Annotated in this window: 24 protein-coding genes; 5 read left to right on the forward strand and 19 right to left on the reverse strand. The window is 51.9% G+C overall.

Annotated elements, in window-relative coordinates:
* Window positions 1-41: 41 nt before the first annotated feature.
* From emrB to ACU8YC_RS19325, 14 genes are all read right to left on the reverse strand, one after another.
* A complete protein-coding gene (emrB, locus tag ACU8YC_RS19260) occupies window positions 42-1580 on the reverse strand; it encodes a multidrug efflux MFS transporter permease subunit EmrB (protein WP_151218180.1) in 1539 nt (512 codons plus the stop codon).
* A gap of 16 nt (window positions 1581-1596) precedes the next feature.
* A complete protein-coding gene (emrA, locus tag ACU8YC_RS19265) occupies window positions 1597-2769 on the reverse strand; it encodes a multidrug efflux MFS transporter periplasmic adaptor subunit EmrA (RefSeq protein WP_151224236.1) in 1173 nt (390 codons plus the stop codon).
* A gap of 129 nt (window positions 2770-2898) precedes the next feature.
* Complete coding sequence (emrR, locus tag ACU8YC_RS19270; RefSeq protein WP_003037300.1) at window positions 2899-3429, reverse strand: multidrug efflux transporter EmrAB transcriptional repressor EmrR; 531 nt, start codon at window positions 3427-3429, stop codon at window positions 2899-2901.
* Window positions 3430-3519: 90 nt separating this feature from the next.
* Window positions 3520-3855 carry an L-valine transporter subunit YgaH gene (gene ygaH / locus ACU8YC_RS19275; protein ID WP_151218178.1) on the reverse strand — a complete coding sequence of 112 codons (336 nt, stop codon included), beginning with the start codon at window positions 3853-3855 and terminating at the stop codon, window positions 3520-3522.
* Complete coding sequence (locus ACU8YC_RS19280) at window positions 3845-4582, reverse strand: AzlC family ABC transporter permease (protein ID WP_151218177.1); 738 nt, start codon at window positions 4580-4582, stop codon at window positions 3845-3847. Before ACU8YC_RS19280 ends, ygaH begins: the two co-directional genes overlap by 11 nt.
* A gap of 122 nt (window positions 4583-4704) precedes the next feature.
* Window positions 4705-5889, reverse strand: a complete 1185-nt coding sequence (locus ACU8YC_RS19285) for an MFS transporter (protein ID WP_187253094.1) — start codon at window positions 5887-5889, stop codon at window positions 4705-4707.
* A gap of 149 nt (window positions 5890-6038) precedes the next feature.
* Entirely contained in the window at window positions 6039-7034 is a 996-nt protein-coding gene (gene proX / locus ACU8YC_RS19290; RefSeq protein ID WP_446895657.1) for a glycine betaine/L-proline ABC transporter substrate-binding protein ProX, read from the reverse strand.
* A gap of 189 nt (window positions 7035-7223) precedes the next feature.
* A complete protein-coding gene (gene proW, locus ACU8YC_RS19295) occupies window positions 7224-8288 on the reverse strand; it encodes a glycine betaine/L-proline ABC transporter permease ProW (RefSeq protein WP_210905301.1) in 1065 nt (354 codons plus the stop codon).
* A complete protein-coding gene (proV, locus tag ACU8YC_RS19300; protein WP_151218173.1) occupies window positions 8281-9483 on the reverse strand; it encodes a glycine betaine/L-proline ABC transporter ATP-binding protein ProV in 1203 nt (400 codons plus the stop codon). Before proV ends, proW begins: the two co-directional genes overlap by 8 nt.
* Window positions 9484-9837: 354 nt before the next feature.
* Window positions 9838-10797, reverse strand: coding sequence for a class 1b ribonucleoside-diphosphate reductase subunit beta (nrdF, locus tag ACU8YC_RS19305; RefSeq protein ID WP_151218172.1), 960 nt, complete (start codon window positions 10795-10797; stop codon window positions 9838-9840).
* Window positions 10798-10807: 10 nt separating this feature from the next.
* Entirely contained in the window at window positions 10808-12952 is a 2145-nt protein-coding gene (gene nrdE, locus ACU8YC_RS19310; protein ID WP_446895658.1) for a class 1b ribonucleoside-diphosphate reductase subunit alpha, read from the reverse strand.
* Window positions 12925-13335: a class Ib ribonucleoside-diphosphate reductase assembly flavoprotein NrdI gene (gene nrdI / locus ACU8YC_RS19315; RefSeq protein WP_210905299.1), complete on the reverse strand. Its 411-nt coding sequence runs from the start codon at window positions 13333-13335 to the stop codon at window positions 12925-12927. The genes nrdE and nrdI overlap by 28 nt, the downstream gene beginning before the upstream one ends.
* Window positions 13332-13577 carry a glutaredoxin-like protein NrdH gene (nrdH, locus tag ACU8YC_RS19320; RefSeq protein ID WP_151218170.1) on the reverse strand — a complete coding sequence of 82 codons (246 nt, stop codon included), beginning with the start codon at window positions 13575-13577 and terminating at the stop codon, window positions 13332-13334. The genes nrdI and nrdH overlap by 4 nt, the downstream gene beginning before the upstream one ends.
* Before the next feature lie 204 nt (window positions 13578-13781).
* A complete protein-coding gene (locus ACU8YC_RS19325; protein ID WP_151218169.1) occupies window positions 13782-14213 on the reverse strand; it encodes a carboxymuconolactone decarboxylase family protein in 432 nt (143 codons plus the stop codon).
* A gap of 90 nt (window positions 14214-14303) precedes the next feature.
* On the opposite strand from ACU8YC_RS19325, the gene pdxR reads away from it, so the two are divergent.
* Both pdxR and ACU8YC_RS19335 read left to right on the forward strand, forming a co-directional pair.
* Window positions 14304-15638 (forward strand): MocR-like pyridoxine biosynthesis transcription factor PdxR, encoded by a 1335-nt coding sequence (gene pdxR, locus ACU8YC_RS19330; RefSeq protein WP_210905298.1) that lies wholly within the window; start codon window positions 14304-14306, stop codon window positions 15636-15638.
* Window positions 15639-15760: 122 nt separating this feature from the next.
* Complete coding sequence (locus ACU8YC_RS19335) at window positions 15761-16111, forward strand: DUF2002 family protein (protein WP_061068432.1); 351 nt, start codon at window positions 15761-15763, stop codon at window positions 16109-16111.
* A 36-nt stretch (window positions 16112-16147) separates the two neighbouring features.
* On the opposite strand, the gene alaE is transcribed toward ACU8YC_RS19335, so the two are convergent.
* Window positions 16148-16597, reverse strand: coding sequence for an L-alanine exporter AlaE (alaE, locus tag ACU8YC_RS19340; RefSeq protein WP_151218168.1), 450 nt, complete (start codon window positions 16595-16597; stop codon window positions 16148-16150).
* 555 nt (window positions 16598-17152) lie between these two features.
* On the opposite strand from alaE, the gene stpA reads away from it, so the two are divergent.
* Window positions 17153-17554, forward strand: coding sequence for a DNA-binding protein StpA (stpA, locus tag ACU8YC_RS19345; RefSeq protein ID WP_210905297.1), 402 nt, complete (start codon window positions 17153-17155; stop codon window positions 17552-17554).
* 36 nt (window positions 17555-17590) lie between these two features.
* Here the strand turns inward: stpA and ACU8YC_RS19350 are convergent, their stop codons facing one another.
* From ACU8YC_RS19350 to ACU8YC_RS19360, 3 genes are all read right to left on the reverse strand, one after another.
* On the reverse strand, window positions 17591-17770 hold the full coding sequence (locus tag ACU8YC_RS19350) for a hypothetical protein (protein WP_151218167.1): 180 nt from the start codon (window positions 17768-17770) through the stop codon (window positions 17591-17593).
* Between the two features lie 80 nt (window positions 17771-17850).
* The gene (locus ACU8YC_RS19355) at window positions 17851-18378 is read right to left on the reverse strand and encodes a rhodanese family protein (RefSeq protein WP_151218166.1); all 528 of its coding nucleotides are present in this window, start codon (window positions 18376-18378) and stop codon (window positions 17851-17853) included.
* 9 nt (window positions 18379-18387) lie between these two features.
* The gene (locus ACU8YC_RS19360) at window positions 18388-18687 is read right to left on the reverse strand and encodes an ArsR/SmtB family transcription factor (protein WP_137346398.1); all 300 of its coding nucleotides are present in this window, start codon (window positions 18685-18687) and stop codon (window positions 18388-18390) included.
* A 184-nt stretch (window positions 18688-18871) separates the two neighbouring features.
* On the opposite strand from ACU8YC_RS19360, the gene ACU8YC_RS19365 reads away from it, so the two are divergent.
* Both ACU8YC_RS19365 and lysM read left to right on the forward strand, forming a co-directional pair.
* Window positions 18872-19030, forward strand: coding sequence for a YqaE/Pmp3 family membrane protein (locus tag ACU8YC_RS19365; RefSeq protein ID WP_003037242.1), 159 nt, complete (start codon window positions 18872-18874; stop codon window positions 19028-19030).
* 95 nt (window positions 19031-19125) lie between these two features.
* Window positions 19126-19575: a peptidoglycan-binding protein LysM gene (gene lysM / locus ACU8YC_RS19370; RefSeq protein ID WP_137376263.1), complete on the forward strand. Its 450-nt coding sequence runs from the start codon at window positions 19126-19128 to the stop codon at window positions 19573-19575.
* A 12-nt stretch (window positions 19576-19587) separates the two neighbouring features.
* Here lysM and csiR read toward each other — a convergent pair whose 3' ends face one another.
* On the reverse strand, window positions 19588-20274 hold the full coding sequence (csiR, locus tag ACU8YC_RS19375; protein WP_151218165.1) for a DNA-binding transcriptional regulator CsiR: 687 nt from the start codon (window positions 20272-20274) through the stop codon (window positions 19588-19590).
* Between the last annotated feature and the right edge of the window lie 29 nt (window positions 20275-20303).

Consider the following 20303-nt stretch of genomic DNA (forward strand, 5'->3'; position numbering starts at 1 on the left):
ACAATAAAAAAGGGATCCGCAGATCCCTTTTTTTCAGATAGTTAGTGCGCGCCACCGCCGCCGCCGCCCGCGCCGAAGGGGGGTTTAGCGAACCACACCAGACCAAGCAGAACCAAGAAGATCCCCGCCGACATCCAGAAGATTTCGTTGGCTGAAATAATCAGACCCTGATTAGTGATTTGCTGGGCTATCCATCCTGACGCTTGCTGGTGCGTCATCCCTAAATCCTGCAGCTTGTCGTACATTGCCTGAGCATTTGGGTTGTAGGGATTAACGGATTCCGTTAGCTGCGCATGATGCAGCGACTCACGGTTAGTCCACATCGTTGTTGTAATCGATGTACCAATAGAGCCGGCCAGCGTTCGCGTAAAGTTAGACAAGCTCGATGCAGCCGCCAAACGCTCAGGCGGTAAACCGGACAGCGTGATGGTCGTCAGTGGCATAAAGAAGCAGGCTACCGCGAAACCCTGAATAAACTGCGGCCAGGCCGATGCGCCAAAGTCCATACCCGGTTCGAACGTCCACGCGCGCCAGTAGAAACAGACGGCGTACATAATAAAACTGAATGTCACCAACCGACGCATATCCAGCTTGTGCGCAAAGCGGCCGATAATTGGCGACAGGATCACCGGAATGATCCCTACCGGCGCGGACGCCAGACCGGCCCAGGTTGCCGTATAGCCGTAAACCTCCTGCAATAGCTGCGGCAGCAGGACGATGGCGCCGAAGTAGAGCATATAGGCCAGGCTGATACACAGACAGCCGATGGTAAAGTTGCGCGACTTAAACAGCGAGAGATCGACAATGGGGTGCTCGTCGGTAAGCTCCCAGACGATCAGGAAGCTGATAGCCACCACGGCGACCACCGTCAGGAGAATAATCTCCTGAGAGGCAAACCAGTCCAGCTCTTTGCCACGGTCGAGCATAATCTGCAAACTACCGATACCAATGACCAGCAGTGCCAGACCAATGGCGTCGATGCGCCGCTGCTCGGTTTTTGTTTCCCGACCACGCAGTGTTTGCAGGGTCATCAACACTACTACAGCACCGATTGGCACGTTGATGAAAAATATCCAGCCCCAGTGATAGTTGTCGCTGATGTAACCCCCAAGAATAGGGCCACATATTGGGGCAACGATCACCGTCATCGACCACAGCGCCAGGGCGATGGAACGTTTGGCGGGAGGATAGTTATTCAGTAACAGGCTTTGTGACAGCGGAATCAATGGACCAGCGACAATCCCTTGGATCACGCGGAAGAAAATCAGCATGTTCAGGCTGGTGGACATCCCACATGCCCATGATGCAATGACGAAGGCAGTCGTTGACCATATGAATAGTCTTACTTCACCAAAGCGCTTTGCCAGCCAGCCGGTGATCGGAATTGAGATAGCGTTTGCCACCCCAAATGAGGTGATCACCCAGGTTCCCTGGCTCAGTGAAGAGCCGAGGTTCCCGGCGATAGTGGGGATCGCCACGTTAGCAATGGTGGAGTCCAGCACCTGCATGAATGTCGCCAGGGATAGCGCGATCGTCATAATGACGAGCTGCGCGCCTTCCAGCGGTTTTTGCTGTTGCATCACACGCACCTTTGAATTAGCCCGCGTTGGCCCGCACGATCTCTTCGATCATCTTATTGACCGGAGCAAGGTTGATTTCACGTGCATTACTTTCTGATACCGGCGTGGTGCGGACCTGGCTTGCCAGAATTTGTCCGTCACGATTGGAAGTATCCACCGTAACCAGCGTAGACAAACCGATCCGCAGTGGATGCTGTGCCAACTGCTGCTCATCCAGTTCGATACGTACCGGCAGACGCTGGACGACTTTGATCCAGTTACCGGTCGCGTTTTGGGCCGGCAGCAGTGAAAAGGCGCTGCCCGTCCCCATATCGAGGCCGACAACTTTACCGGTATACTTCACGTCATCGCCATAAATATCGGTGACAACCGTCGCGGGTTGACCAATACGAATATGGGCGAGCTGTGTTTCTTTAAAGTTGGCATCCACCCACAGGTTAGTGGCCGGGACAACCGCCATCAATGGCGTTGTTGGGCTAATCTGTGCCCCTGGCTGTACGGCACGGCGGGATACATAGCCGGTCATAGGGCTGACGATTCTGGTACGTTCCAGCGCCAGCCAGGCATCGCGCACTTCGGTGGCGGCCTGTTGTACGGCGGGTTGATCTTCCAGCTTGCTACCGAGAATCATTGCCTGGTTAGCATTATACTGCTGGATAGCGACATCAAGCTGAGCCTGAGCGCTGGCAACGGCATCACGCGCATGTTGCAGCTCTTCGCGGCCAATCAGGTTGGCGTTGCCCAGCGGGACACGACGATTAAAGTCGCTTTGTGCCTGCGCCAGCGCGGTTCTCTGCACCTCAATGCTGGCCTGTAACTGCTTGCTGTTGATCATCAACTGGTGCGTCTGACGCACGCTGGAAGCCAGCGCAGTTTTGGCTTTTTCAAATGCCTGTTTGGCATCAGTCTGGTCGAGGGTGACCAGCACATCGCCTTCTTTAACAAAATCAGTGTTATCAGCCCAGACTTTTGTCACGCTGCCTGATACCTGCGCCATGATTTGAACCTGATTCCCTGCCACGTACGCATCGTCTGTATCTTCGTAATGACGCAGTACTAAAAACCAATAAATCCCATATGCCACGGCAATGATAATAAAGAGCAAGGTCAAAAGGAGAAGCATACTTTTACGTTTGCCATTCTTCTTGACCGGTTGCTGCGGGGTTTGAGTCTCCGCATTTGCGCTCATGTTGTTCTCCACGATCTTCTTTTTATCACATCGGCTGAGCCGACCTGTTTATCAGACAGGCCAGCAGTATGCGTGCTGGCCTGTCGGTTTTTTCATTTATAAATCTGGATTTCTGAGCGAGTCGACGCCTTAGCGCAGCGCTTCTAACACCGCGCCATCCTGCTCCATCTGATCAAGACGGGTCAGAAGTTTACGGGTAATTTGCTCAAGCTGATCTTTTTCGGTGGTGCTAAGAGATGACCAGAGCTGGTGCAGGCAGTTATGCTGAGGCGGTAACACCTCCTGCAAAAATGCATGGCCTTTCTCGGTCAATTGCAGATGCAGACAGCGGCGATCGTTATCGCTTTCACGACGTTCGATCCAGCCACGTTTTTCTAACTCATCCGCGATGCGGGTGGCGTTAGTACGTGACGATCCAAGCGCGCAACTCAGTTCAGAAGGCTGAATACTGTGGTTTTCCTGAGACTCCAGCGTAATTAACGCCATAAACAATGTCTCGTTAATCCCTTGAGCTTTCAGCATCTTATTGCGGTTTTCCAGCAGCTTGCCTTGCATGTGCATGCAGAGACGGGTCAGAAGCACTTCCTGATAAGGGAACTCTTCGTAGCGGCTGGCGCGAAATTTTAGCATTTGTTCAATGGGCGTAAACGAACTATCCATTTGGGTATAACCTCATTAATTTCAGCCGATATAGTAACGACAGTGACAAATAAAGTAAATGTATTATTTATTTAAAATGATTTTTTTTATCTATAATCCAACCAGCATTTTCCAGGCTAATCCATAGCCCAGAGCACTCAGTAACGTTGGAATGATGATGCTGCGGGTCTTATAGAAGCTTGCGCCCAGTATGACAAACCCCACCAGTGTAGGCACAAACCGACGAGTGTCGTGCATCACTTCCGGTGCGGTAGACACCACCAGCAGGGCGCAAATTGATGCAATGCCAATGGTGTCGAGTAATATCCCCATCGCGCCACGCTTCGCCGGGCGAACATTCCCCACGCCAAGACGAAGCGGCAAATAGCGGAAACAGTAGTTAACACAGCCGACCAGCAGGCCAAGCAGCAGAACCTCATAGCTCATCAGGACCTCCCTGCCAAAATGACTGGATGAGTGCGGTCAGACATCCGCAGACAATGCCTGAAAGGATAGCTGCTGGAATGGAAAACAGCGTAACGCCAGCTAACGCCCCGGCCAGTGCAGCAGTTACGCAGAGCGCCTGTTGACGCTGGAAAGAGGCGAGCAGGAAGCTCATGAACAGTGCCGGGAGCATGAAGCCTAACGCCGCCTCAACCGCCGGGTAATCCTTGAGTAAACCGCTGCCGGAAAACGCGCCGATCACCGTACCAAACACCCAAGAGGCCCAGGAGCATAGCGCAATACCGATCATCCAGTTTTCACTCCAGCGCCGGTTATCCCGTACCAGCTTCGCCGTTGCGGCAGCAAAGACTTCATCGGTGAGGCCAAAAGCCCATAGTGCGCTTTTGGGCTTGCTCAGTCGCTGAGCGATGCGGCTGCGCAGGGAAGGGCCATACAAAATATGACGGACGTCCATCGCCATAACAGTAAGGGCCGCGACCCACAGTGAACTGCCTGCGGCGAGCATCGTGGTGATGACAAACTGGCTGGCTCCAGCATAGATAATGCAGGAGAAAAAGACGCTTTCAACGGGACTAAAGCCAAGACGAGTGGCACTAAGACCAAAAGCAAAAGCGACTGGAATATAGCTGATGACTATCGGCAGGCTATCTTTGAAACCTTCAGTTAGCGTTGCAGAACTGGGTTCAGGTTGGGGAACAGGGCTTTCCATAGGGCTATAGGCTTCATTACCGAAATTAATATAACTTGGTTCAATGAGTTATAACCTTAGCAGACTGATGGGCTCCTTAACACCCTGCGGAGCCCAATCAACGGTAAACATGCGCTATACGCTTAATTTACGGCTTCCTGGCGGTGAAAACCTCGCCACCAGACTAACAGGTTGAGTATGGCAACGGTCATACCTGCCAGACAAACGCCAGCCCACCCGGCGTGCTGCCAGGCAGAAGCTGAAATCAGCGAACCGGCCGCCCCGCCGATAAAATAGCTGGTCATGTATCCGGCGGTCAGGCGATTACGTGCGTCTGGGTGAATGCGATAGATAACCGTCTGGTTGGTGATATGTACACCCTGAACGGTGAGATCCAGTACCAGGATGCCGATAATCAGCATGGGTACGGAACTATGCCCCAACCAGATGGCCCACCAGGAGAGCAGCAGTAATAACAAACCTGCAGTGGTGGTGAGATGCGATTTTCCCTTATCGGCAAAACCACCCGCCGGACGCGCACCTAACGCTCCGGCAGCGCCAGCCAGGCCAAACAGTCCGATGGTGCCTTCGGAATAGTTAAACGGCGGTGCGGCGAGCAAAAACGCCATTGAGGTCCAGAGAATACTGAAATTAGCAAAGGTCAGGCAGCCCAGCATCGCGCGGGTACGCAGCAATTTATCATGGGTAAACAGACTGAATACGGAGCCTAACAGCTGTGGATAGTTAAGATGAGTCTCTGATTTCATCTTTGGCAGGCCGCGCCAGAGCGCAATCGCCATCAGCGCCATTAATACCGATGCGACCCAAAATACGGTACGCCAGCCGCCAAGATTAGCCAGTAATCCCGCTACGGTGCGCGCCAGCAGAATGCCCAACAGCAGACCGCTCATAATTGTGCCGACAACCTTACCGCGCTTGTCCGGCGTCGCAAGCGTTGCCGCCAGCGGAACCAAAATTTGTGCCACGACGGAGAACAACCCGGTCAGAGCGGTGCCGAGGATCAGCATGGCCAACGACTGGCTGCTGGCGGTAATCAGCATGCCGCCTGCCGCTAACAGTGTCATAGAAACGATCAGCATTCGACGCTCAAACATATCGCCAAGCGGTACTAAAAACAGCAGGCCGGCGGCATAGCCAAGTTGGGCAGCGGTGACGATAAACCCTGCAGTACTGGCAGATAGCGAAAAGTTACGCGCAATGGTGTCGAGCAGCGGCTGTGCATAATAGTTACTGGCGACGGCAAGGCCGGTGGCGATAGACATTAACAGGATTAGCGAAGGGCTAAGTCCCTGAGTGGTTTTCGTCATGGTTTTCAACTGAATAATGGATTGCAGAAAACAATCATAACGGAAGTGATTAAATGTTGCTGATTTGTTGGGTGATGGATTGTGCGGTTTAGAGGAGATAGAGGGAAGCAGGCCGGATATGCCTTAGCGTATCCGGCACTCAGGCGATGTTATTTCTGCGCAGCCAGCGCTTCATTCACCCAGCCGTCGAACTGTTGCTGGTGGGCTTTGATCCAGCCGTCAACGTGACCCTGTACGTCAGCTTCCGAGGCTTTCCCATCATGCATCATCGCGTTCTGCGCGTTAATATCTGCCAGCGGCAGCTTCATGATAGCGAACAGTTTCGCGGCGGCCGGGTTTTTCTCCGCCCAGGCTTGATTGGCGACGATATGCATCGTGTTCACCGGGAAGCCGTAGTTGGCACCGTTTGGCAGTTTGGTATCAATGCCTTTCTGTTCGCCTGGCAGGGAAGAGAACGGCACCTGCAGCCAGACCACATCTTTACCCGGTTTCATCACGTCGCTTACCCAGTACGGTGTCCAGGTGTAGTAAAGAATGGGTTTGCCTTCTTTAAAACGCGTAATGGTGTCGGCCATCATCGCCGCATAGTTCCCGTGGCTGACCTCGACGGTTTTTTCCAGATCGAAGGCTTTGTTCTGGTGGTTAATAACCGCTTCACAGCCCCAGCCCGGTGAGCAGCCCATCATGTCTGCTTTTCCGTCGCCGTTGGTGTCAAAGATTTTGGCGATCTTCGGATCTTTTAACTGGGCGATGTTGGTGATTTTGTACTGCTCAGCGGTTTTTTTATCGATCAGGTAACCCTGTGCCGCCCCCGTAACGAATACCCCCTCGCGATAAAACTTTTTATCTCCGCCCGCCGCGGCGTACATATCATCATGCAGCGGCTGCCAGTTCACAGCGGTAAACGTTGCATCGCCAGAGGCAATGGAGGTATAGCCGACGTTGTAGTCAACTTCGCTGGTTTTGTTAACGGTATAACCCAGCTTCTCCAGCGCGCGGGCGACCAGCTGCGTCTGGAAAGATTCTTCAGAGATAGTGCTCTGGATTGGCTGTACGGTGATGCCTTTGCCCGGCAGGTCAGAAGCGAAAGCGCTGGTGGAGACAAGGGTGGCAAACGCTGTGGCAATAATGATTTTCTGTCGCATCGTTGTTCCTTATTGCACTTCATCCTTCAAGCCGCCTCTTTGTTGGCTGCACTCATGCACCCCAGTCATGTACTACTTGTACGCTCCCGGGGATACATTCGTTTGCCGCCGCGATGCAACTTGAACGATTTTGCGCAAGTTAATGAATTGTAGGCCCGGTAAGCCATGCGCTACCGGGCAACGGGTGAATTACTTCGTGAAAGGGCGAGTGATAAGCCCAACGGGACCTGTGGTGTACCAGCGGCGGTTGCCACGGCTACGCGAGTCGCGACCGACGGCCTGCGTCAGGCGGTCGAGAATGATGGCGAGGATCACAATCCCAACTCCGCCAACGGTGGCAAGCCCCATATCCAGACGACCGATGCCGCGCAGAACCATCTGACCCAGTCCGCCGACGGCAATCATCGATGCGATGACGACCATTGAGAGCGCCAGCATCAGCGTCTGGTTAACCCCGGCCATGATGGTGGGCATTGCCAGCGGGAGCTGCACTTTAAACAGCATCTGGCGCGGGCTGGCACCAAACGAGCGTGAGGCTTCAATCAGATCGGCTGGCACCTGGTTAATCCCCAGAATGGTCAGACGCACAATTGGCGGCAGGGCGAAGATAATCGTCACCACCACGCCCGGGACGTTACCAATACCGAACAGCATGACAATCGGCACCAGATAGACGAACGCAGGTGTGGTTTGCATCGCATCCAGCAGCGGGCGAACAATTTTTGCCGCCCGAGGGCTACGTGCTAACCAGATCCCCATCGGCAGACCGATCACCACGCAGAACAGCAGCGCAGTCAGCACCAGTGCCAGGGTTATCATGGCCTGCGACCACGCGCCGATGGCACCGATTGCAATCAATGAAATCAGCGTAGCAACGCCCATTCCAACGCCGGAAATCTGCCAGGCAATCAAGGCGAACAGGATAATCGCCGCCGGGGCTGGCATACCTAACAGCAGCTGTTGAAAGCCGTTGAGAATGTAATCCACCGGGACACGAATGCCCTGGAAGACCGGACGGAAATGAGTAACAACCCAGTCGATCCCCTCAGTGACCCAGCTATCGAGCGGGATCAGCGTTTTATGGAACGGATCCATAATATTGAAATGCTCTGGCGCCGGCGCGGGGGCGCTGGTCAGCCAGTCCGCGCCACCGCCGTCAGCGGGCGCACCGGATGGCGTACTCCAGGCATCGGCAGTTTGTGCGGCGCTGTCAGTCGCTGGTGTGGTATCCCACGGATTAGTTTGATCAGCCATTGTTTACCCCCTCACGATCTAAAGCCTGTAACAGCATGCGTTTTGAAATGACGCCCACATACTGCTGTTCCTCATCAACAACCGGCACCGCGCACGGGGCCTGGCCGACATGAGAAAGCAACTCGCTGAGAGGAGTTTGTGCATCGACGGCTAGCGGTTCATCGATCAATGCCGCTTCAATACCTTGCGCCTGACTTAACGCTGTTTTTAATGAGTCGATAGAGACAACACCGACGAATTTGTTGCCTCGCTCGATCACATAACCATATTCGCGATCTTTGTCCTGCAATAATTGCAGCGCAGAACGTGGGCCCACCCCGGGCGTTTTTCGAATTAAACCCTCGGGGCTACGGCGCGATATATCTTTCGCACTGAAGACCTGGCTAATATCAACGCCACGGAAGAAGGTGCGGACATAATCATTGGCCGGATTATTCAGAATTTCATCTGGCGTACCGACCTGCACCACTTCACCGTTTTGCATAATGGCAATTCTGTCGCCAATACGCATGGCTTCGTCGAGGTCGTGCGAAATAAAGACCACGGTACGTTGATGCTTCGACTGCAGTTTTACTAGTTCATCCTGCATCTCTGTACGAATTAAAGGATCGAGTGCTGAGAAAGCCTCATCCATTAATAAGATGTCAGGATTAATGGCTAACGCACGGGCAAGTCCCACACGCTGGCGCATCCCTCCGGAGAGTTCATCCGGGTATCCGTGAGCGTAATTCTCCAGACCAACCTGACGTAGCGCATCTAAGGCTTTTTCACGACGTTCATCGGCGCCAACACCGGCTAATTCCATACCGAATGCCGTATTGTCCAGAACCGTCATGTGCGGCATCAGGGCAAAGGACTGGAAGACCATCGCAATCTTTTTTCTGCGCACCTCGCGAAGCTCGGCATCGGATATCCGGGCGATGTCTACACCGTCAATCAATACCTGTCCGCGGGTGGGTTCAATCAGGCGATTGAGAAGGCGTACCATTGTGGATTTACCCGAACCAGATAATCCCATGATGACAAATATCTCGCCTTCTTCAATGGCCAGACTGGCGTTCTTAACGCCAAGCGATAGCCCTGTTTTATCCAGAATCTGCTCTTTTGAAAGTCCTTTTTCAATATATTTGAAGGCTCTCTGCGGATGCTCTCCAAATATCTTATAGAGATTTTTAACTTCTAATTTAATTGCCATGCAATAGAATGATTCCTGTTATTTGTTTATATCGATATATTACCTGATGGAAATAGTGACCTTTTTCTACCCTAACATACTGAGAATCTGAGACAACCCTGAATTTGGCTGTGGCACGAATATTGCCGAAGGCCAGGTGGCGGGATTTCCCATGATATAAGGGCTGAACGCGAATGTGAGTTGCTTGATATTTTTTGTAAATGGCAAGGGAAAAACGCCTGAATTGATGAAATGCAGGCGAATAATGCGGCTGGTATTGAGTGTAGATCACACAATTATATTTGCGCGATAAAAGTGTGATCCTGTTAAAATATTTCCGCGAAAATTGTAAGGAATTTCCCGCGAAAATGAGTGCTAGAAATTCCAGTCGTCGTCTTCAGTTTCGACCGCTTTTCCCATCACGTAAGATGAGCCAGAACCCGAGAAGAAATCGTGGTTTTCGTCAGCGTTAGGCGATAGTGCGGCAAGGATTGCCGGATTGACCTCCGCCATTTCTGGCGGGAATAATGCCTCATATCCCAAATTCATTAATGCCTTATTGGCGTTGTAACAAAGGAAGGCTTTGACGTCATCTACCCAACCGGTCTTTGCATACAATTCTTCCGTATAGCGCGCTTCGTTATCATACAATTCCATCAACAGGTCGAAGGCAAAATTCTTTAACTCCTCACGTGCGGATTCGGAAATATGTTCCAGACCTTTTTGAAATTTATAACCAATGTAATACCCATGAACGGCTTCATCACGAATGATCAGACGAATAAGATCGGCAGTATTGGTCAATTTGCCGCGGCTGGAAAAATACATCGGCAACCAGAAACCGGAATAGAACAGGAAAGATTCCAGAAACACGCTGGCAATTTTCTTCTTCAGCGGTTCGTCGCTGGCGTAATGTGCCAAAACGATCTGTGCTTTGCGCTGGAGTGGGGGACTTTCTTCACTCCAGGCGTAAGCCGCATCCACATCTTTGGTCTGGCACAGGGTGGAAAAAATAGAGCTGTAGGAACGGGCGTGCACCGCTTCCATAAAACTGATATTCGACAGCACCGCCTCTTCATGCGGTGTTAATGAATCTGCCATTAATGCTGGCGCGCCGGCAATATTCTGAATGGTGTCGAGCAGCGTCAGCCCGGTAAAAACGCGGATCGTCAGTTGCTGTTCAGCAGCGTTCAACGTTTGCCAGGCCGGGATATCATTGGAAAGCGGAACTTTTTCCGGTAGCCAGAAGTTACTGGTCAGGCGATTCCAGACTTCGAGATCTTTATTATCCTCAATCTTGTTCCAGTTGATGGCGCTAACGCGGGATAATGTCATTTTGTTCTCCTTACAGCGCGCATGACACGCAGCCTTCTATTTCGGTCCCTTCCAGCGCCAACTGACGTAGTCGGATGTAGTACAGCGATTTGATGCCCTTACGCCAGGCGTAAATCTGCGCTTTGTTGATATCGCGCGTAGTGGCGGTATCGGGGAAAAAGAGCGTCAGTGAAAGCCCCTGATCGACATGGCGCGTTGCCTCAGCGTAGGTATCGATGATTTTTTGCGGACCAATCTCCCAGGCATCCTGATACAAGGCCAGATTTTCATTGGTCATGAACGGGGCAGGGTAGTAAACGCGCCCGGTTTTGCCCTCTTTACGAATCTCCACTTTCGACACAATCGGATGAATGCTTGACGTGGCATGGTTGATGTAGGAGATAGAACCAGTGGGCGGAACCGCCTGTAAATTCTGGTTATAAATACCGTAGCGCATCACATCTTCACGCAGTTGCGCCCACATCGCGCGCGTCGGTAGCGTAATGCCGCTGGCGGCAAACAGTGTGCGGACCTTGTCGGTTTTTGGCTGCCAGTCGCCCTGCAGATACTGGCTAAAATACTCGCCGCTGGCGTAGCGGGACTGCTGGAATCCGGCAAAGGTTTTACCGCGCTCGCGGGCGAGCTTCATCGATGTATTCAATGCATGCCAGGTGATGGTGTAGAAATAGAGATTGGTGAAATCCAGTCCTTCCGGCGAACCATAGGCAATCCCTTCCCGCGCCAGATACCCGTGCAGGTTCATCTGCCCAAGGCCAATCGCGTGCGACGCGCTGTTTCCTGCTTCAATCGAGGGTACGCTGCGAATATGGCTCATGTCCGAAACGGCGGTTAAGCCGCGAACAGCTGTCTCCACGGTGCGGCCAAAGTCGGGTGAATCCATGGTATGGGCAATGTTCAACGAGCCGAGATTGCAGGAGATATCATGCCCTGTATGCGCGTAATTGAGGTTTTCATCGTAGGTGGAGGCGCTGTTAACCTGCAAAATCTCTGAGCACAGATTGCTCATATTGATCCGACCGGCAATTGGATTGGCACGATTCACCGTGTCTTCAAACATGATGTATGGGTAGCCTGACTCGAACTGGATCTCTGCCAGCCGCTGGAAGAAATCGCGGGCGTTAATGTATTTTTTGCGTACGCGTTCGTCGGCGACCAGTTCGTCATACCGTTCACTCACGGCGATATCACCGAACGGTTTGCCGTAAATGCGTTCCACGTCATACGGTGAAAACAGCGCCATCCGGGCATTTTCTTTCGCCAACCGGAAGGTGATGTCGGGGATTACCACGCCAAGCGAGAGCGTTTTGATACGGATTTTTTCGTCGGCGTTTTCACGTTTAGTATCTAGAAAACGCAAAATATCCGGATGGTGCGCGTGCAGGTACACCGCGCCCGCGCCCTGACGCGCACCGAGCTGATTTGCATAAGAAAACGCATCTTCCAGCATTTTCATGACCGGGATCACCCCGGAGGACTGGTTCTCAATGCGTTTAATGGGCGCACCCGCCTCGCGCAGGTTAGAGAGCAAAAAAGCCACGCCGCCGCCGCGTTTGGAGAGCTGCAGCGCCGAGTTGACCGCGCGTCCGATTGACTCCATGTTGTCTTCAATACGTAACAGGAAACAGGAGACCAGCTCGCCGCGTTGCTGTTTACCGCAGTTTAAAAAGGTTGGCGTGGCGGGCTGAAAGCGCCCGGAGAGCATTTCATCGGTCAGTTGCGTCGCAAGCGCTTCATCGCCCTGCGCCAGAGTGAGCGCCACCATCGTCACCCGATCCTCAAAGTCTTCCAGATAGCGCTTACCGTCGAACGTTTTCAGCGTATAGCTGGTGTAGAACTTCCATGCGCCGAGGAATGTCTGAAAACGGAATCCACTGGCGTGGGCGTGGTCAAATAGCTTCAGCACAAACGCGCGATTGTAGCGGCTTAACACGCTGGCATCGTAGTAGCCTTCATCCACCAACGTTTCGAGACGCGCCTGCTGGCTGGCAAACGCCACCGAATTGGGGCGGACGTGGGCGGCAAAGAAAGCCTCCACCGCCTGATGGTCTTTGTCGAACTGAATGCGCCCGGCTTTATCGTACAGATTCAGCATGGCGTTCAGGGCGTGATAATCCAGCGTCTGCTGCATTACACGTTCTGCGGTTGTCGTTGCCAAAATTCGCTCACTCCTTTTCGAACGTTGTTGATATCGCTTTGGGTGCCCATTAGCTCAAAACGATAAAGCCACGGCACGCCGCATTTTTGTGAAATGACATCACCCGCGCGACCGTAGGCATCACCGAAATTGCGGTTGCCGGAGGCGATCACGCCACGGATTAACGCCCGGTTGTGCGTATCGTTTAAAAAGCGGATCACCTGTCTCGGAACAGCGCCAGCCGTGCCGCCACCACCATAGGACGGCACGATTAAAATGTAAGGTTCGTCTACCCGGATCCGCTCGCGTTCATTAAGCGGGATGCGAATGGCAGGCATCCCCAGACGCTGCATAAAGCGGTGCGTATTTTCGGAGCTGCTGGAAAAGTAGACGAGTTGACTCATGCGCTGACCACTTGAGGTTCAGGACGCAGACGGTTGATCATATCCGGGCGAAATCCTGACCAACTGGTTTCCCCTGCGACCACGACCGGTAGCTGGCGAAAGCCTTGAGCGCGCAAGCTATCAGCCTGGTCGGGCTGTAAATCGACGTTCACCATCTCAAAGTCGAGGCCACGGCTTTCCATCGCTTTCTTGGTGGCGTGGCACTGAACACAGTTATTGCGAGTGTAAATAACAATGAGCATGATTCGTATTTCTATTGAAGGGTGAAAGAATGACGCGACAGACAGCGTCAGGTTGTGTGCATCTTGATACAGATGATACTAGATGTAGTTTTAAAAATATTCAACCATACAAGATATGGGAATTTTAGGTTGATTAGGGCATGAGTGAGGAGTGTGGCGGGGAAGAAGATTGTTGCCGGACAGAGCTATCCGGCAACCGATAAATCACATGCGCATTCCCACAGCCAGGCGGTTAAAGCAGTTCATCAGGCTAATGGCAAACGTCAGGTCGCTAATTTCTTTCGCGCTAAAATGGTCGAGCAGCGGCAGATAAACATCGTCTCCGGCATGGGTGCTGGCGATATCGGTGACGGACTCGGCCCACGCCAGCGCCGCACGTTCCTGCTCGCTGAAGTGGTGACTCACCCGCCAGCCTGCCAGCGCGTCCAGTTTAGCCTGCGCAACGCCTGCTTTGCGCAGCGCTTTACTGTGCATTTCCAGACAAAAGGCGCAGCCGTTGATTTGCGAGACCCGCAGGTAAATCAGTTCCGTCAGCGTAGGTTCCAGCGCGCAGTTCTCCAGCGCTTTGCTTGCCTGAACCAGAGCGTTATAGATTTCAGGACTGAGTTCATAATAGGGCTGGCGTAACATGGTCATGGTATTTCTCCTCGTTTGGATAACCCGCAATGTAGCACTATAATGGACTGCTACAGAGAGCCATATTGTTGCAAAAAAAGCAGACCATAAATGCCGCGCTATCAACAAATCGCCCGCCAGTTAAAAAATGCCATTGAGACAGGTGAACTCAAACCAGGCACAAGATTGCCCTCCAGCCGGACGTGGTCCCAGGAACTGGGGGTTTCGCGTTCGACGGTGGAACATGCCTATGCCGAGCTGGTGGCTCAGGGCTGGCTCGCGCGGCGAGGACAGGCAGGAACATTTGTCAGTGAGCAATTGCGCCTGGAAAAGGCACCTGCGTCTCCCACGATCTTCGCCGGAGAAAACCCCAGACCGCAAGCTTTTCAGATGGGATTACCCGCACTCGATCTCTTCCCACGTGACGTCTGGGCGCGAGTGATGGGTCGGCGTTTACGCACCCAAACGCGTTTTGATCTCGCGGTGGGCGATGTTTGCGGCGAACGCGCGTTACGTCAGGCGATTGTGGATTACCTGCGCGTTTCACGCAGCATTGAGTGCCAGCCGGAGCAGATTTTTATTACGTCAGGCTATGCGGCATCAGTAACGTTAATTCTGCGCGCTCTGTCTCAACCTGGTGAGGGAATGTGGGTCGAAGATCCCGGCTTTCCGCTGATTCGGCCCGTGGTGGCTCAGGAACAGATTGAGCTGATGCCGGTGGCGGTGGATAGCGATGGTCTGGATGTCTGCGCTGGGATCCGCGACTTTCCACAGGCGCGTTTTGTCATGCTCACACCCGCACACCAAAGCCCGCTGGGTGTGGCCCTGTCATTAGACCGTCGCCATCGGTTGCTGGAGTGGGCGGCTCGCGAACAGGCGTGGATTATTGAAGATGATTACGACAGTGAATTTCGCTACCACGGTAAGCCGTTACCGCCACTTAAAAGCCTGGATGCGCCCCAGCGAGTGATTTATGCCGGCACGTTCAGTAAATCGATGTTTCCGGCGTTGCGCACGGCATGGTTGGTGGTCCCTCTGACTCAGGTCGAACGTTTTCGTCAGCAGGCGGCGCTAACGGCCTGTAGCGTTCCGGTTTTATGGCAGCAAACGCTGGCGGATTTTATGCAAGATGGTCATTTCTGGCGGCACTTAAAACGCATGCGCCAGCATTATGCCGAGCGGCGTCAGTGGATGGAGAACGCCCTGACTGAACAAGGATTCAGCGTCATTCCTCAGGAAGGGGGGATCCAACTGGTGATGACCGTAGAGGGAGATGATGTTGCGTTAGTGCGCAAAGCGAATCAGGCCGGGCTTGCGGTTCAGGCGTTGAGCCGTTGGCGAATAACTTCGGCTGGAAAGGGGGGGATCTTGCTGTCGTTTACCAACATCAGCTCGGTTGTAATGGCGCAACAGGCGGCAAATCAACTGCGGCTGGCACTGACATAATCTGTATGGTTCTTACGATATTCGTCCCACCCTGGTCACTCGTTTATGGACTTTTCTGAAAGCGTTGCTAATGCTGAATCAGGTAAGGTAAGCCCGCAGTAAAAGATAACGAGGAAAATAATATGTATTTACGACCTGATGAGGTGGCGCGCGTACTTGAAAAAGTGGGCTTTACCGTTGATGTAGTGACTCAGAAAACGTATGGCTATCGTCGTGGCGAAAATTATGTGTACGTTAACCGTGAAGCACGCATGGGACGTACCGCATTAATTATCCATCCCACGCTAAAAGAGCGAAGCTCTTCGCTGGCAGAACCTGCGACGGATATTAAAACCTGCGATCATTACCAACAATTTCCACTGTATTTAGCCGGTGAGACACACGAACACTATGGTATTCCGCACGGCTTTAGCTCGCGAATTGCGTTGGAGCGTTATCTGAGTGGGTTGTTTGGCGACGTTAGCTCAAACTAATAATGCGACTGGCAGGGCCAGTCGCGAAGAGACCTGTCAGGCTTTAGCCTGGTGATAGCTGCTGACCTTAAACAGGCGGCGGCAATAATCAAGAAAGTAGCCATAGACCGCGCCCATCAGCATTGATACCACGATATTCGAACTGACTGCAGCCGTAATCTGGTGCCAGTCTGCGCCAACCGTCAACAGAATAATCACATACACTGGCGACTGGAAGGTGACATAAGCCAGCACGTCCGCCAGATTTTTCCCCCACCCAGCCTGCGTGGTTTTGCGTGCCGCGCGCATAAATAAATCGCGGTACATGCCGTATGGCCACGCGATCAGTATGTTAATGGGGATAGCAACGAGTCTGGAGTACAGGGACTGTTCGAAGCTCATTCCTGAAAGGAATATTTCGATCAACATGTTCACGACAGAACAATAAACAACCATCGCGAACGTGTCTGCTACTGCATGACGCAAGCGTGACTGCGGAGAGAACATGTTAATGCTCCTTGTAAAAAGAGAAAAAAAGGTTTTGAATACCTTTCTGCTAGTGATTTGTCTTGCTGCATTCGCGTTTAAATAGGATATCTGGCTGGATAATAACTATCAACTAGCTTAAAATTTTTATTTATTACCTTTTTGTCGATAAAATGCTCTGTAATGGTGTGTTTTTTGTTCGTTTTGGTGTTTTCGTTGCTGGGTTAAGAAAAAATGTTTTAGATCAACTGGTTATGGTTATTTGTTTTTATGAATTTTTTGCGCTCCTTTTCTGAATGTTGACCAATGTTCAATATATCTACTCGTCGATTCTGCGCGATAGTGTGGCCTGGTTATCAAGTGACGCATCGAGATACCTTGAAGGTATATTTATCGTGGCTATCAGAGGAACGGAAATATTATATAGATAATATAAAAATTGATGCCATAAATACCTGTGTTGGCTTTTTGTTTTATAACATACGAATAAATTAGACTGGAAATATAATAGGTAGTTGCATACAATATTTAGCGTAATACCATTTTTATGTTTTACGTTAAAGAGGTTTTGTTAATATGAGTTCAATGTTAAAAAACTTAAATAATATCCGCTCGCTGCGAGCAATGGCTCGAGAATTTTCTGTTGAAGTGCTGGAAGATATGCTTGAAAAATTCAGAGTTGTGACCAAAGAACGGCGCGATGAAGAAGAACAGCTACAGCGCCAACGTGCAGAACAGCAGGAAAAAATTAATACCTTGCTGGCGCTGATGCAGGCAGACGGGATCAATCCGGAAGAGCTGCTGAGCATAACGTCTGTGACGGCACGTTCAGTTAAAAAACGTCTGCCGCGCCCGGCGAAATATCGTTTTACCGATCTCAATGGTGAAACAAAAACATGGACTGGACAAGGTCGCACACCGAAGCCAATTGCCGAGGCGCTGGCTGCCGGTAAATCGCTTGATGACTTTTTGATCTAATTATGAATGCGGTGAGGGTGTCCTCACCGCTTATTTTCAGCAAACGCCGAAATCACCTTCTTCGGTATATCGCGTCACATCAGCCGCTTTCAGCGTGAATTTCTCACCGCTTTCATTACTGGCTTGTACCGCCACAATTTGATCGTCATTGACTTCGACAACTTTCAGTTTGGGGCCGCCCATGCGCGGTTGAACCAGATCGCCAGGTTGAAACATAGTGCACTCCTTTATTTATCGCAGAACTCACCATAGATCACGTCAATCGGCGGGTACAGCGCTGTTTCAAGGTTTACCGCTTAATGAGTACGTCGGTTCCAGGGCATGATGTCCAGTAATCGTGCCATGCCGCAAAAGCCGGTCACACCAGCGAGTATCAGCCCCGCGCCGACAAAACCGCTCAGCAGGAAGAAGGCGCTATTGACGGCGTAACCCAGTATGACGCCGAACAGGGCAAGGCTACCTGCGGCTATCTGCACCTGACGCATCAGCGGTAACGGTTGTGAACTGTCTTTTGCCACCGGCAAACCTGCAGATTTCCAGCCGTCAATTCCGCCCTCCAACAACCAGACCTGCGCAGGAGCGGCAAGAGCACTCAGTTTTGTCGCCGCGTTTTGTGTACGTTTGCCAGACTGACAGTGAAAGATAATCTTTTCGGCGCGGAGATTCGCAGGCAACGCCCCATGCTCGAGCGTCGATAACGGGGCCAGATGCGCCTCAGGGATATGTTCGTGCAGATACTCGTCAGCATCGCGGATATCAATCAGTTTTGCGCCTTGTGCGACCAGCGTCTGCGCTTCGCGTGGGGAAATCGTCCCAATAGTCATGATGGCTCCTTATGGGCAATAAAGTGTCTTTAATGTGGCGATCAGCGAATTCACGGCCGCATTTTTGATGGAGTACAGGATGCGCTGGGCATCGCGTTGGCTGTCTATCAGGCCTTCTTCTCGCATACGTGCCAGGTGCTGCGAAGTGGCGGAGGGACTGAGACCGGTAATACGGGCTAACTCGCCCGCGCTGGTACCGGGCGAACCGCAGAGCATGCACAAAATCAGCAACCGCTTCGGGTTACTCATCGCTTTGAGCAGAGCGGCAGCCTGTTCCGCGCTGGCCTGGAGTTGTTCAAGTTCTGTCATATGTATTTAAGCATAATCTAAATTAAGTAAATTCTAAAATAAAAAATCAACCTACGCCAGCGTCAAAAGCGTAAAAGAGGGTAAAACAACAGGGCGAGACGGGAGGAGTTAGCTACACTGATTAGTCTTAGAGATAAAATCTCTTTTTAAACAATGGTTAATTTTTTGCTTGTAGGGAGTATGTATGGGTTTCTGGAGAATCGTTTTTACTATTATTTTGCCTCCGCTCGGCGTGCTGCTGGGTAAAGGATTCGGTTGGGCTTTTATTCTCAATATCGTTCTGACGCTGCTGGGCTACATCCCAGGTCTGATCCACGCCTTCTGGATACAGACGCGTAACTAATTCCCCTTCTACAACGGCGCTTTGGCGCCGTTTTCGTTGTGCTCCTTTCTCCTCTGCTACACTTTTCAGGTTGATTGTTTATTATCGAGGTGGATATGGGTCTCTTCAATTTTGTAAAAGATGCGGGTGAGAAACTGTGGGATGCGGTCACTGGAAATCATGACACAGCCGATCTGGCAAAAAAAGTGCAGGAACACCTGAATAAAACCGGTATTCCAGATGCGGATAAAGTGGACGTCCAAATTAACGAAGGCAAAGCCACCGTTTCTGGCGATGGATTAAGTCAGGAGGCGAAAGAAAAAATCCTGATAGCGATTGGTAATATCTCTGGTATTGCCAGTGTCGACGACCAGGTTAAAACCTCTGCGCCCGCGAGTGAAAGCCAGTTTTATACCGTGAAATCGGGGGATACCCTGAGCGCTATTGCCAAACAGGTTTACGGCAACGCTAATCTGTATAATCAAATATTTGAAGCAAATAAACCGATGCTGAAAAGCCCGGATAAAATTTATCCCGGGCAGGTTTTACGTATTCCGCAACAATAATAATGTTCAGGTTTATTGCGTCAGCAATTTGCCGGACATCGCCTGTTGAATAATCGGAATCGGCGTCAGCAGGTGCTGACGCATTAATTCGCTGGCTCGCGGGGCATCGCGTGCCAGAATTGCTTCGATCAGCGTTTGGTGCTGATCGTGTTTATCTTCCAACATCTCAACCGACAGCACCGTTTTTCGCAGCCAGATAAACCGGTAGCGCGCCGCCAAATCGAACAGTCGTTCGCGCATTTGCAGCAAATATTGTGAACCGCAGCCGGAGACAATCGCTGAGTGAAACGCCTGATGGCGCTGATCCCACTCGTCGAGCATCTGTTCACTGGCGTCAATCGCTTCAAGCTTAGCGAGCATATGCGCCCGCGCCAGAATTTCAGCTTCCCAGGCATCGTCGCCGCGTTCAATCGCCAGCGCGACCAGCATGGCCTCCATATTGGCGCGGGCATCGAAAATATCGAGCAACTCCTGCTCGGACATTGGGGCGACACGATATCCTTTCTGATTGACCACCGTGACCAGCCGCTCGGCAACCAGTTGCGAAAGCGCTTCGCGTAGCGGTCCCACGCCAAGATCATAACGCGAGGTCAGCAGGCTCATACGCAGTTTTTCATCAGGCTGATACACACCGCGGATGATGTCGTTCTTCAGCCAGCGGTATCCATCAATGGCCGTCGGTTGGTGAATGGCGGTCATGGTTTCACTCCTGAACGGATTTCCCGGCC

The organism is Citrobacter sp. VF227, from assembly GCF_052950715.1.